Genomic DNA, 12,395 nt, shown 5'->3' with positions numbered 1-12,395 from the left:
TGGGAGATCCCGCGCGCCGACGCACGCCTCACGCGCGTGGACCCGGCTACCCCGCCGCGCGAGGTCATGCGGGTCTGCACGCGGCACGGTCGAACCGTCTACCGCCTGGAAGGCCGCGGCTACTACAGGTGCAGGCTCCGTCGGCAAGAGCGTGTCGCAGAACGGCGACGGCAAATCAAGCGGACTCTCGTCGAGGAGGCCGGCGGCCGGTGCATCGGATGCGGGTACGACCGCTGCTGCGCCGCGCTTCAGTTCCATCACGTCGATCCGTGCGACAAGCAGTTCGCGCTCTCGCACGAGGGTGCGACACGGAGTCTCGAAGCCGCACGCCAGGAAGCGCAGAAGTGCGTCCTGGTGTGCGCTAACTGCCAGGCGGAGGTCGAGGCGGGCGTTCGCGCGTTGGAGGCTCCCCGGGGTGGATTCGAACCACCAAGAACTGATTAACAGTCAGTCATGTTGCCGTTACATCACCGGGGAACGGCTTGACGAGGATAGCTCAGGCCTCGTCGGCTGTTCCGGCGAGGCGGTCGGCTCCGCCTGAGCTCTTCAGCATCGCCAGTGTCTTCGATTCGATCTGGCGGACTCTTTCTCTCGTGACGCCCACTTCGTGGCCGATGTCCTCCAGGGTCATCGGGCCCTTGTCGCCCAGGCCGTAGCGCAGCTCGATCACGCGGCGCTCGCGCCAGGGCAGCGAGTCGAGCACCTTCAGGAGGTCGGCGTCGCGGATCCGGTTCGCGACGATCTCGAGCGGACGGTCGTGCGCCGAGTCCTCGATGAAGTCTCCGAGCGAGGCGTCGCCCTCCTCCCCGCCGACCGGAGCCTCGAGCGAGACCGGCTCCTGGCCGAGCTTCAGGATCTCCTCGACCTTCTTCGCCGGCATCTCCACGAGCTCGCCGATCTCCTCGGGCGTCGGCTCGCGGTTGTGCTTTTGGATCAGCGCCCGCTTCGCGCGCGCCACGCGGTTCATCCGCTCCACCATGTGGACGGGGATCCGGATCGGCCGCGACTGGTCGGCCAGCGCGCGGGTGATCGCCTGGCGGATCCACCAGGTCGCGTAGGTCGAGAACTTGAAGCCGCGGCGGTACTCGAACTTGTCCACGGCCTTCATCAACCCGACGTTGCCCTCTTGGATGAGGTCGAGGAATTGCATGCCGCGGTTGACGTACTTCTTCGCGATCGAGATCACGAGGCGCAAGTTGGCCTCGATCATCTCCTTCTTCGCGTTGAGCGAGGCACGCTCGCCCTCGTTCATCTTCTGATTGATCGCCTTCAACTCGCTGAGCGGGATCACCGCCTTGGTCTGCAGGTCGACAAGCTTGGTCTGCAACTCCTGCAGGGCCGCCACATGACGGCCGATGGCAGCGCTGTAGGGCCGGCCCGCGGCCGCTTCGCCCAACACCCAGTCGAGGTTCAGCACATTGGGCGGAAAGTGCTCGATGAAGTGTTCCTGCGGCATGCCGCAGCGGTCAACGGCGATGCGGCGGATCTCGCGCTCGTACCGGCGAACGCCATCGACTTGCGCGCGCAACAGGCCGCACAGCTTGTCGATCGTCTTGACCGTGAAGCGGATCGTCATCAGCTGGTCGCTGAGCTCGCGCTGGGCGGTGCCGTACGGCACCGAGCCATGGCCGTGCTTCTCGAACGCCAGGCGCAGCTTGCCGAAGCTGGTTCGCATCGCGGCGAACCGGTCGAGCGCCTGGGCCTTCATTTCTTCGAGGCGACGCGTCATCGCGCGGCTGCCGCCATTGCCGTCGTCATCGTCCTCGCTGTCATCGAACGAGTCGGTGTCTTCTTCGGCGACGTAGTCGTCGGCTTCGCCGGCCACGACGAAGCCGTCGACGACCTCGGAGATCGCCAGCTCGCCGGTGGCGATCTTGTCTGCGTAGCCCAGGATCTCGGCCACCACCAGCGGCGAGGACGAGACCGCCAGCATCATGGCCTGCATGCCGCCTTCGATCCGCTTGGCGATCTCGATCTCGCCTTCACGGGTCAGCAGCTCGAACAGACCCATGTCGCGCATGTACATGCGCACCGGATCGGTGGTGCGGCCGAATTCGGAGTCGACCGTCGACAGCGCCGCTTCGGCGGCTTCTTCGGCTTCTTCGTCCGACGTCGCCGTGCCGGCCCCGCCGGCCACCAGCAAGGTGGCGGTGTCGGGCGCCTGCTCGTAGACGGCGATGCCCATGTCGTTGAGCATCTTGATCGTCGCCTCGATCACCTCGGAGTCGACGAGCTTCTCAGGCAGGTGATCGTTGATTTCCTGCTGGATCAGGAAACCCCGCGTCTTGCCCAGCTTGACCAGCGCCTTCAGGTCACTGCGGCGCTTGTCGGCTTCTTCCTCGGTCAGCGTCGTGACGTCCAGGCCGAACTCGCGGATCAGCGCACGTTCCTTGGACTTCGGGACCTTCATCCGCAGGGGCTTGACCTTGGCGCTCGCCCCTGCCGCGTCGGCAGTGGCGACAACCTCGGCGCCCTCATCGGCGACCGTCAGGTCGTCGATCTCGGCGTCGTCGAAATCATCTTCCAACGAGACGGGAGCGGCCTTGCCCTTCGATTTCACTGGTGCCGCGGCAGCCGGTGCGCGCTTGGTCGCACGCTTGGCCGGCGCTGCGGCAGCGGTGGTTTTGGCAGGCGCCGCGCGGACGGCAGTCGACTTCTTGGACATTGGATCCCTCGGAGCAGAAGGCGGTGGGCATCACCGGCCTTCGTTGAATCGGGTGGGTGAATTGCAACGCGCCCTTGCCCAGAAACAGCGTCTCAATACGAAGCCACCCACAGTCATATGGAGACTGCGAGCCAGATTGAAAGAAAAAGCCCGCAACCAAGTCGCTGGCAGCGGGCTTCGATCTTCCGGACGTGACCCTTGGATCACGACGGTCTCGTGCGCTGGGTGACGGGTTCCCTTGGATCCGCCCTATCGTGCGGCCGGTTCAAGCGCATCAGAGGTTTGTATTATACCCACCCACCCCGGCGGGGCCTGCCCTACCGTTCACGAATCGGCACAAACAGCGGCACAAATGCACGGCCTTTCCTGCCAAGCGGCGCCGGTGCCTTCGAGAAAGGGCGAAATGTTTCGCATCGCACGCGCGACGTAGTCGTCCTTTTCTCCGACGGGCGCAACATAGTGAATCGCACGCTCGGCTGCCTCGATGCCCTCCAGCCGGGCGATCACCCAGGCGGCCAGGTACTGCGACGCGAGGCACCCTCCTGCCGTGGCGACGTTGCCGCGGGCAACGAACGGCTGGTTCAACACGGCGACACCAGCTTCCTCGACCCAGGGCTTGGTCGTCAGGTCGGTACACGCCGGAACGCCATCGAGCAGCCCCAGCCTGGCCAGCACCAGCGTGCCCGAACACTGGGCGCCGAGCAGTTGCCGCGACGGATCGAGCTGCAACCGGGCCATCAGGGCTGCGTCGGCGACCACCTCGCGCGTCAGCGCGCCGCTGCCGACGATCACCGCATCGGCGGCGCCCGCCTCGCCGAGCGACACCTGCGATTCGAGCACCAGGCCATTCATCGACCGGACGCGCGCGCCGGGGCTGGCGACCGATACCCGCCAGTCCGGCCTTTTCACGCGGTTGAGGATGCCAAGCGCGATCAGCGAATCGAGCTCGTTGAAACCTTCGAAGGTGAGGATCGCGATGTGCATGGTGTCGTCTTCCTGGCGAGGGCCGGTGGCGAGGCGCATCGTAGGCAGAACACGAAATACAATCAAATAATTGTCATGGATACACCGCCCGATGGCTCATGCCCGGTACAAGCAGCTGGTCGACGCCCTCGCCGCTGACATCCGCGCCGGCCGGCTGCCGCCCGGCACCCGGCTGCTCACCCACCGGCGGCTGGCGGCCAAGGAGGGCCTGGCCCTGGTGACCGCGACCCGGGTCTATGCGGAACTCGAAGCCATGGGACTGGTCAGCGGTGAGACGGGCCGCGGCACCTTCGTCAGAGAGACCTCCCTGACGCCGGGGCTGGGCGTCGACCAGCACGCCGTGGCCACGGGCATGGTGGACCTGAGCTTCAACTACCCGTCGCTGCCCGGCCAGACGGAGCTGCTTCGCGCCGCGCTGCGACAGCTCGCTTCCTCCGGTGACCTGGAGGCCCTCTTGCGCTACCAGCCGCATGGCGGGCGGCAGCATGAACGCGCGTCCGTCGCCCGCCACCTCGCAAGCCGCGGTCTGGCAGTGACGTCGGAAGAGGTGGCGATCGTGGGTGGCGCGCAGCATGGGCTGGCGGTGACGGTCATGGCGCTGCTGCAACCCGGCGACGTGGTAGCGACCGACGCGCTGACCTACCCTGGGTTCAAGGTCCTCGCCGAAGCTCATCGCCTGGAGCTGGCGCCGATCCCGGCGTCCGGATCGGGCCCCGATCTGGACGCACTGGAAGCGTTGTGCCAGCGCCGGCGGGTGCGTGCCGTGTATGCCATGCCGACGCTGCACAACCCACTGGGGTGGGTGATGAGTGCAGCCCGGCGCCGGCAACTGGTCTCGATCGCCCGCCGGCACAGGCTGCTCGTCATCGAGGACGCGGCCTACGCCTTCCTCGCGCAGGCCGCGCCAGAGCCACTGGCGGCGCTGGCGCCTGAGGCAACCGTCTACATCTCGGGGCTGTCCAAGAGCGTTGCGACCGGGCTGCGTGTCGGCTTCGTCGCGGCGCCAACCGGATGGATGCCGAAGATCGAACGAGCGATCCGGGCCACCACCTGGAACACCCCCGCCGTGATGACGGCGATCGCTTGTGGCTGGATCGACGACGGCACGGTCGCTCGCCTCGAGTCGGAGAAGCGCCAAGACGCCACCGCACGGCAGGTGGTCGCCGGCCGGGCCCTCGCCGGGTTGCCATGCGTGCGCCATCCGGCGTCGTACTTCGTCTGGCTTCCCCTGGCAGAGGCGGCCCGCGCCGACCAGGTGGCGAAGGCGCTGATGATGCGGCGCATCGCGGTGTCGACGGCCGAGCCCTTCACGGCCACCGCCCATGTGCCGCACGCGATTCGCCTGGCGCTCGGAACCGTCGATCTCGATACCTTGCGCGAGGCGTTGGACCAGGTCAGGCGCGTGGTGGACCAGCAGTCTTGTTGACACATCCGGCGCCACGCCTCGTTGGCCACAGCAAGGAGGCTCTCGCCGGGCAGGTCAGCCAGCGTCCTGTCCCCGCTGGCTGCAATGGCAGTTACAGTAATCTGCCCGCCCCGCGAAGACAGCCGGGCAAACCGTCCGCACAGGCGCAATTGGGCCTTCCAGGCATGTTGGCGCACCGCGTCGGGCAGGGAACTGCTGCGTTCGCGCAGCGCTTGGCTAAGGCGCGCTGGGAACCGGTAGTTCCAAGCTGCCTCGGTCAGCAGGCGCCTGGCGTTGGCGTTGCCGGTCTTGGTGATCGAGCCGCGACGAATGCTGTTGCCGCTGGAGTGCTCCGACGGCACCAGTCCGAGGTAACCCATGAACTGGTGCGCCGTGCCGAAGCGCCGGAAGTCACCGATCTCGGCCACCAGCCCAATGGCGCTGACCGTGTCGATGCCACGCAGCGGCGGGCGTGACGCAGCAAGAACGCCTTCAACTGCTGGCGCGCCTTCAGTCGCATACCCACGGCATCCTCGCGCGCACGCCACAGGTTGCGCATGGCCTCATGCGCTTCGTCGGGCACCCAGATCGGCTTGAGCTCTCCTGAGCGCGACAGCTCCGCCAGCCGCAGGCAATCGCGCCGATCGGTCTTGATTCGCTCGCCGACTCGCCGGGGGATCAGCGTGGGCGCGATGATCTCGCAGTGGTAGCCGCGCTGGCTCAGCTCGCGGTACAGCCCATAGCCCGTTGGGCCTGCTTCGTACACCACACTCACGGCAGCAGGATCTCCAGCCTTGCCCAGCACCTTCAGCAGTGCCCGCACATCCGGCCCCAGCGTGCCGGCAAAGCGAGCCGGTTCACGTCCAGCTTCGCAAGCCGCCACCGCAATCGTGTCCTTGTGGGCGTCCAGACCGACGAAGAACTTGATACGCTCGTCCATGGCTCGTCTCCTTAACGCTGCGGCTGGCCCGCCCAGCCGCATGTGGCTCTGCACACCTCGGTGCGCAACCCACGATACTGGAGACGAGCCCTCGCCGCAGCCGGCGAGCGACCATGATGTCTGGCTAGATCGACATCGATGCCCGCTGCGCCATCGCCGCCCGCCAACGCTGCAGGTTCGGGTGCTGCTCACCCGGCTTGACCTTCACCACGCGCGCGAAGTCGACCGCCACCACCGCGGTGATGTCGGCGATGCTGAACTGGCCGGCAGCGATGAAATCGCGCTCGGCCAGGCGGTCGTCGAGCGTGGCGAAGAACTGCTGCACCCTGGCCAGGCCGCGCCGGGCCAGCTCAGGGATCTGTGGGTAGTCCACCGGGCCGGGCAGAGCGCGGTTGGCCATGGCCGGAGAACTGTTGCGCAGCGCCTCGGCAACGGCCATCAACCCTTCGAACTCGGCACGCCAATGCCAACTCGCGATCTCGGCCTTTTCCAACGGTGTGCGGCCCAGCAAGGGCGGCGCCGGGAAGCGCGCCTCCAGGTAGGCGGCGATCGCCGCGTTGTCGGTCAGCAGCACGCCCTCTTCGGTGCGCAGCGCCGGCACGGTGCATTGCGGGTTCACCTGACGGTAGGCTTCGCTCAGCTGCTCGCCATGCCTCAGGTCCACCTCGACCGTCTCATGGGCCACGCCCTTCTCGGCGAGCAGGATGCGCGCACGGCGCGGGCTCGGCGCAGTGGCGCAGTCGTACAGGATGATCATCGTCGGGGCCTTCGCGGGAGAGGGGGCTTCAGCCTTGCACGGCCAGTTTGTCCTGGGTCCGCGTCTCGAAATCACTGGCGTCATGGCGCTCGTGCAGCTGGCTCGAGGGTTGACCCCAGGTGCGGTTGACCATGCGACCGCGTTTGACGGCCGGCCGCTGGGCGATCTGGTTGGTCCATCGCAGCACGTGGGTGTATTGCTCGACCTGCAGGAACTCACCGGCCTCGTAGAGCTGGCCCTTGACGAGCGTGCCATACCAGGGCCACACGGCCATGTCGGCGATCGAGTAGTCGCCGCCTGCCAGATACGGCTTCCCGGCCAGGTGCCGGTCGAGCACATCGAGCTGTCGCTTGACCTCCATCGCATAGCGATCGATCGCGTATTCGATCCTGGTCGGCGCGTAGGCGTAGAAATGACCGAACCCACCGCCCAGGAACGGCGCGCTGCCCATCTGCCAGAACAGCCAGGACAGGCACTCGGCGCGTTCGGCGCTGTCACTCGGCAAGAAGGCGCCGAACTTCTCGGCCAGGTACAGCAGAATCGCGCCGGACTCGAACACCCGGACAGGCGCCGTGCCACTGTGGTCGACGAGTGCCGGGATCTTCGAATTCGGGTTTGCCTCGACGAAGCCGCTGCCGAACTGCTCACCATCGTTGATGCGGATCAGCCACGCGTCGTACTCCGCGCCGCGATGACCGAGGGCCAGCAATTCCTCCAGCACCACCGTGACCTTGACGCCGTTCGGTGTGGCCAGTGAATACAGCTGCAGCGGGTGGCGTCCGACCGGCAGGGCCTTGTCGTGCGTCGGGCCGGCGGTCGGGCGATTGATGCTCGCAAAGCGTCCCCCGTTCTCCTTGTTCCAGGTCCAGACACTCGGCGGCGTGTAGGCGGGCGAATCGCTCATGCAGTGATCTCCAGGTCCGTGTCTTCAACCGACACCGGCCGCGCACGGTAACCGCCTCGCCAACGGCTTGCAGTCTGTACGGATTTGCGCCCCCCGCCGCCACCGCCCGCGCCCGCACGGCCCCGCACAAACCCTGCCTTCGCCGAGAAACCTGGTTACCAAACAGTCACCGCATCTGAAAGCGGTTTCAATGAGAATGGCCGAGACCACCGCGGAGAGTGGGCAGTCATCAAGAAAGCCGAGGCTTTTGTGTGGGCGAGACAAGGGCGACGCTGTCGCCCGACCAATGAGGAGTGCCAATGAACTTTCGACGAACCTTGCAGCCCCGGGTGGGCAGCCTGAACTGGATCTGGGCAGCGGCGTTGGCCGCGCTCTCGGTGCCGGCCCAAGCGGCCGTCGACCTGGGGCCGAACGTGGTGATCTTCGACAGCACGATGAGCACCGCCGCCGTGCAGGCCAAGCTGGACCAGATCTTTGCCCAGCAAGAGAGCAACCAATTCGGCTCAAACCGTTATGCGCTGCTGTTCAAGCCCGGCCACTACCAGGTCAACGCCAACGTCGGCTTCTACACCTCGGTGATGGGCGCCGGTCAGCATCCGAAGGACGTGGCGATCGACGCGGTCACGGTCGACGCCGGCTGGTTCGGCGGCAACGCAACGCAAAACTTCTGGCGCTCGGTCGAGAACGTGACCGTCACGCCGATCGACGGCGGCACCCGCTGGGCGGTGGCACAGGCCGCGCCGATGCGGCGGGTCTGGGTCAAGGGCAACCTGAACCTGTCGCCGACCAACTACGGCTGGGCCAGCGGCGGCTACATCGCCGACTCGCTCATCGACGCCCAGGTGCAGCCCTACTCGCAGCAGCAGTGGTTCACCCGTGACAGCCAGGTCGGCAGCTGGCTCAACGGTGTCTGGAACATGGTGTTCACCGGCGTCATCGGCGCGCCGGCCAACAGCTTCCCGAACCCGGTCTACACGACGATCGAGAAGAGCCCGATCACGCGCGAGAAGCCGTACCTGTACATCGACGGCGCCGGCGAGTACCAGGTGTTCGTGCCGTCCTTGCGCACCAACTCGGCCGGCACCACCTGGTCGCCGACCGGGCAAACCCCGGGACAGTCGGTGCCGCTGACAAAGTTCTACGTCGCAAAACCGGGGGTCACCGCAGCGCAGCTGAACGCGCAGCTGAAGGCCGGCATGCACCTGCTGTTCACGCCGGGCATCTACCACCTGGAAGAGACGTTGCTGGTCAAGCGGGCCAACACGATCGTGATGGGCATGGGCTACGCGACGTTGATCCCCGACAACGGCGTGGTCGCGATGAAGGTCGCCGACGTCGACGGCGTCAAGATCGCCAGCATCCTGTTCGACGCGGGCCCGGTCAAGTCGCCGTTGCTGCTGCAGCTGGGGCCGAAGACCTCTTCCGGCTCGCACGCCGGCAACCCGACCTCGCTGCAGGACGTGTTCTTCCGCATCGGCGGCGCGGCCGTCGGCAAGGCGGTGACCAGCCTCGAGGTCAACAGCAACGACGTGCTGATCGACCATGTCTGGGCCTGGCGTGCCGACCATGGCGCCGGCGTGGGCTGGAACCTCAACACCGCGGCCACCGGCGTCGTCGTCAATGGCAAGAACGTGACGGCCTATGGCCTGTTCGTCGAGCACTACCAAAAGTACCAGGTGCGCTGGAACGGCAACGGCGGCCGGACCTACTTCTTCCAGAACGAGATGCCGTACGACCCGCCGACGCAGGCCGCCTGGCGCAGCGGTGCCAACGGCTATGCGGCCTACAAGGTCAATGACAAGGTCACGTCCCACGAGGCCTGGGGTCTGGGCAGCTACTGCTACTTCAACGTCAACCCCGACATCCACGCCGATCGCGGCTTCGAGGTGCCGGATGTGCCGGGCGTGAAGCTGCACAGCCTGTCGACGGTCTCGCTCGGCGGCGTCGGCACGATCGACCGGGTGATCAACAACACCGGCGAGCCGGCCCAGGGGCAAGGCACCGTGCCGTCGACGGTGACTCACTACCCTTGAACCAGCCATGAAGAAGGCCGCGGGCCGTCCGACGACGCGCCCGCGGTCTGATCGCTTCAACGCTTCGAGCAGCTTCAGCGCACGTTCAACGCGGCGTCAAGCGGAACGAGAACGAGCGGACACCACCGTCGACCGCTTCGTACGCATTGGCGACGATGACGCCCTTGTCGTTGATGTCGACGCCCGAGGTTAGCGTGCGTCTCACGCCGAACGCGTCGACGCAACCGGCCTGGTCGACCAGCGTGTTCAGATCCACCGGCTGAGCGCTGACGGTCGGCCAGTACATTGCCAAGGCGGCGTCGGAACCCGCGACAAGCGCGGACCCAACCGCCGCGCCGCCGTCGTTGATCGCGCGGGCCGAAGAACTCGTGAACTCCGGCCACGAACCCATCGCGGCACCTGCATCGTCTTGCCAGGCGTAAGCGCGCCAGCCCTGCTCGCTCGGCAGGGAGACCATGCCGACGACGGCGCCGGTCTGGTTGACGGCTTCAGCCCGGCCGCCCGCGCCATCGGGCACCGGCAACGCGGCGACCTTGCCGCCGATCCAGCGCGCCGGGACCCATGCCTTGGCGCCGGCAATGCTGCTGTAGCCGACGACCATCCCTTCGTCATTGATGGCGGTGGCGAAGCTTTCGCCCGTCTTCTTCAGGGCACCGAGATCCTTGGGCTTGCCTTTCACCCACAGCGTCGCCCGCTCCACGACTTCGCCGGTGGACAGCATCTTGCGACTGTAGCCGGCGATCTTGCCGCGGTTGTTGATGGACGCCGCCATGGCGGCGCCGTCGCCGCCCGGCAGACCGGGCAATTCTTTCAACACACCATCGGTCCACGTCAGCGCGCGCATCTTGCTGGCACGATCCCAGACCACGCCTACCGCCACGCCCGCATCGTTGATGTCGCTGGCGCTCGAATAAACCGCGAAAAAGTCACCCTCGTCATTCAGGCGCACCGCTTGGCGGTCCTTGCCCCACATGGCCGAGCCGAACTCGGTCACGCCCTCATGCGGCGCGAAGGCAAACCCGACCGCCTGCTGTCGGTTGTTGATCGCCGACGCGTACATCTGCGAATCCGCCGCCTGCTCGGAGCTGTCCATCAGCGCCTTGCAGCTGAAGGTCACCGCCTGTGCACTGCCCGCCGACAGCGCCAGCAGAGTGGCCAGCGCCGTGAAGGCACCGGCACGGATCTTCCTGTTGTTCATTCATCTCTCCTTGTAGGTGTCATGGGGCCGGCACCACGAATCGGTACCTAACCCGCTTGTGTGCCGGCATAAGACGGCGAGCCGAACTCTAGGGACGACCCCGTCGATTTGACACCCCTAACGCCGATATTTAGTGGCAAATTCAACACCCCGCCGATCACCGGCGGGTGGCCGCCCGGTCAGACCAGCCCGTCGAACAACCAGACCTCGACCCACTCACCGGCCGCTACCGAGCCCTGCTCGTGGCCAAGCACCAGCAATGCATTGGCCTCGCTCATGCTGCGCAGGATGCCGGCGCCTTGCGAGCCGGTCAGCCGCACCTGCCAGCCGCCCTCGGGCGCGGCCTCGACCACCGCGCGCTGGAACTCGGTGCGCCCCGGCCGCTTGCGGATCGGCGTGGTGCAGCGGGCGTTCAGCCTGGGCATCGGCGGCTGGATCGCGCCGGCCAGCGTCCACAACGCCTCCTGCGCAAACGCATAGAAGGTGACCAGTGCGGCCACCGGGTTGCCAGGCAGCGCGAACAACCACGCCGGGTCGGCGCCATCGGGCCGTCGCAACGGGCCGAACGCGAACGGCCGGCCGGGGCGCATCGCGACCTTCCAGAACGCGACTTCGCCCATGCGGGCCAGCAGGTCGCGGGTGTAGTCGGCGTCGCCCATGCTGACGCCGCCGCTGGTCAGCACGACATCGGCCTCTCTCAGCGCGCGGGCCAACGTGGCCTCCAGCGCCGCCGGGTCGTCGGCAACGAGGCCGAGGTCGACCACGTCGACACCCATGCGGCGCAGCGCCGCCGCCAGGCTGTGCCGGTTGCTGTCGTAGATGCACCCCGGGTCCAGCGGCTGGCCGGGCTCACGCAACTCGTTGCCGGTCGAGAACAGCGCGACACGCAGCCGCCGCCTCACCGGCACTTGGGTCAAGCCAAGCGAGGCGGCCAGTCCCAGATCGGCCGGTCGCAGCACCCGGCCACGCCGCAGCGCCGGCTTGCCCTGCGCCAGGTCTTCACCGCGGCGGCGACGGTTCTCGCCCGTTTGGATGACACCGGCGGCGATATGGACCACACCGGCCTCTTCGCGGCACAGCTCCAGCGGCACCACCGTGTCCAGGCCCGCGGGCATCACCGCGCCGGTCATGATGCGCACGCAGTCGCCCGGGGCAGTGACCACCGGCGTGGCATCACCGGCCATCACCACACCAGCCACACGAAAGCGGCTGTCGCCATCGGCCTGCAGTTCGGCGCCCCGAAAGGCGAAACCGTCCATCGCCGAGTTGTCGTGCGCCGGCACGTCGATCGGCGAGACGACGTCATCGGCCAAGACACGGCCCAGCGCATCCGACAGCGCGAGGTGCTCGACACCGCTGATCGGCTTCAGGCGGGCTGCGATGCGGGCACGGGCGTCGGCCACGCTGATCTGTGCGTCACCGCGGGCCAGCGGCGACGGGCCGAGTTCTGGGGTCGTGACCATGCGGCGTGCGTTCAAGCTGTGGTGGGATGGCCAGGATTGTGCGCCG

General features: G+C 67.1%; 9 protein-coding genes, 1 tRNA gene and 1 pseudogene. 2 read left to right on the top strand and 9 right to left on the bottom strand.

Annotated elements, in window-relative coordinates; all coding sequences use genetic code 11:
- The 4 genes from VFY73_RS11210 to VFY73_RS11195 form a co-directional block, all read right to left on the bottom strand.
- On the bottom strand, positions 1-258 hold a 258-nt coding region (locus tag VFY73_RS11210), incomplete at its 3' end, for a hypothetical protein (RefSeq protein WP_329718651.1).
- 148 nt (positions 259-406) lie between these two features.
- Positions 407-477: transfer RNA gene (locus VFY73_RS11205), tRNA-Asn, on the bottom strand.
- 19 nt (positions 478-496) lie between these two features.
- Positions 497-2,665, bottom strand: a complete 2,169-nt coding sequence (gene rpoD, locus VFY73_RS11200) for an RNA polymerase sigma factor RpoD (protein WP_329718649.1) — start codon at positions 2,663-2,665, stop codon at positions 497-499.
- Positions 2,666-2,989: 324 nt separating this feature from the next.
- Entirely contained in the window at positions 2,990-3,649 is a 660-nt protein-coding gene (locus VFY73_RS11195; RefSeq protein ID WP_329718657.1) for a DJ-1/PfpI family protein, read from the bottom strand.
- 91 nt (positions 3,650-3,740) lie between these two features.
- On the opposite strand from VFY73_RS11195, the gene VFY73_RS11190 reads away from it, so the two are divergent.
- Positions 3,741-5,075 (top strand): PLP-dependent aminotransferase family protein, encoded by a 1,335-nt coding sequence (locus tag VFY73_RS11190; RefSeq protein ID WP_329718647.1) that lies wholly within the window; start codon positions 3,741-3,743, stop codon positions 5,073-5,075.
- Between the two features lie 80 nt (positions 5,076-5,155).
- On the opposite strand, the pseudogene VFY73_RS11185 reads toward VFY73_RS11190, so the two are convergent.
- The 3 genes and pseudogenes from VFY73_RS11185 to yghU all read right to left on the bottom strand — a co-directional run.
- Positions 5,156-5,994 (bottom strand): annotated as a pseudogene (locus VFY73_RS11185) (IS110 family transposase); the annotation flags it as partial.
- Positions 5,995-6,118: 124 nt separating this feature from the next.
- Entirely contained in the window at positions 6,119-6,751 is a 633-nt protein-coding gene (locus VFY73_RS11180) for a glutathione S-transferase (RefSeq protein WP_329718645.1), read from the bottom strand.
- A gap of 28 nt (positions 6,752-6,779) precedes the next feature.
- On the bottom strand, positions 6,780-7,655 hold the full coding sequence (yghU, locus tag VFY73_RS11175) for a glutathione-dependent disulfide-bond oxidoreductase (RefSeq protein WP_329718643.1): 876 nt from the start codon (positions 7,653-7,655) through the stop codon (positions 6,780-6,782).
- A 299-nt stretch (positions 7,656-7,954) separates the two neighbouring features.
- On the opposite strand from yghU, the gene VFY73_RS11170 reads away from it, so the two are divergent.
- The gene (locus tag VFY73_RS11170) at positions 7,955-9,688 is read left to right on the top strand and encodes a hypothetical protein (RefSeq protein ID WP_329718641.1); all 1,734 of its coding nucleotides are present in this window, start codon (positions 7,955-7,957) and stop codon (positions 9,686-9,688) included.
- A gap of 85 nt (positions 9,689-9,773) precedes the next feature.
- On the opposite strand, the gene VFY73_RS11165 is transcribed toward VFY73_RS11170, so the two are convergent.
- The gene (locus tag VFY73_RS11165) at positions 9,774-10,886 is read right to left on the bottom strand and encodes a hypothetical protein (RefSeq protein WP_329718639.1); all 1,113 of its coding nucleotides are present in this window, start codon (positions 10,884-10,886) and stop codon (positions 9,774-9,776) included.
- A 179-nt stretch (positions 10,887-11,065) separates the two neighbouring features.
- Entirely contained in the window at positions 11,066-12,349 is a 1,284-nt protein-coding gene (glp, locus tag VFY73_RS11160) for a gephyrin-like molybdotransferase Glp (RefSeq protein ID WP_329718638.1), read from the bottom strand.
- Positions 12,350-12,395: the final 46 nt, after the last annotated feature.

It is taken from the genome of Ideonella sp. (assembly GCF_036277275.1).
GTDB lineage: Bacteria > Pseudomonadota > Gammaproteobacteria > Burkholderiales > Burkholderiaceae_C > Ideonella.
Note: the sequence above shows the minus strand (reverse complement) of the source record. Positions and strands in the feature narration are given on the sequence as shown.

Excerpts from the sequence above, each read along its gene's own strand:
- rpoD (WP_329718649.1), bottom strand. The coding sequence starts at position 2,665 with ATGTCCAAGAAGTCGACTGCCGTCCGCGCGGCGCCTGCCAAAACCACC.
- VFY73_RS11190 (WP_329718647.1), top strand. The coding sequence starts at position 3,741 with ATGGCTCATGCCCGGTACAAGCAGCTGGTCGACGCCCTCGCCGCTGAC.
- VFY73_RS11170 (WP_329718641.1), top strand. The coding sequence starts at position 7,955 with ATGAACTTTCGACGAACCTTGCAGCCCCGGGTGGGCAGCCTGAACTGG.
- yghU (WP_329718643.1), bottom strand. The coding sequence starts at position 7,655 with ATGAGCGATTCGCCCGCCTACACGCCGCCGAGTGTCTGGACCTGGAAC.
- glp (WP_329718638.1), bottom strand. The coding sequence starts at position 12,349 with ATGGTCACGACCCCAGAACTCGGCCCGTCGCCGCTGGCCCGCGGTGAC.
- VFY73_RS11195 (WP_329718657.1), bottom strand. The coding sequence starts at position 3,649 with ATGCACATCGCGATCCTCACCTTCGAAGGTTTCAACGAGCTCGATTCG.
- VFY73_RS11165 (WP_329718639.1), bottom strand. The coding sequence starts at position 10,886 with ATGAACAACAGGAAGATCCGTGCCGGTGCCTTCACGGCGCTGGCCACT.
- VFY73_RS11180 (WP_329718645.1), bottom strand. The coding sequence starts at position 6,751 with ATGATCATCCTGTACGACTGCGCCACTGCGCCGAGCCCGCGCCGTGCG.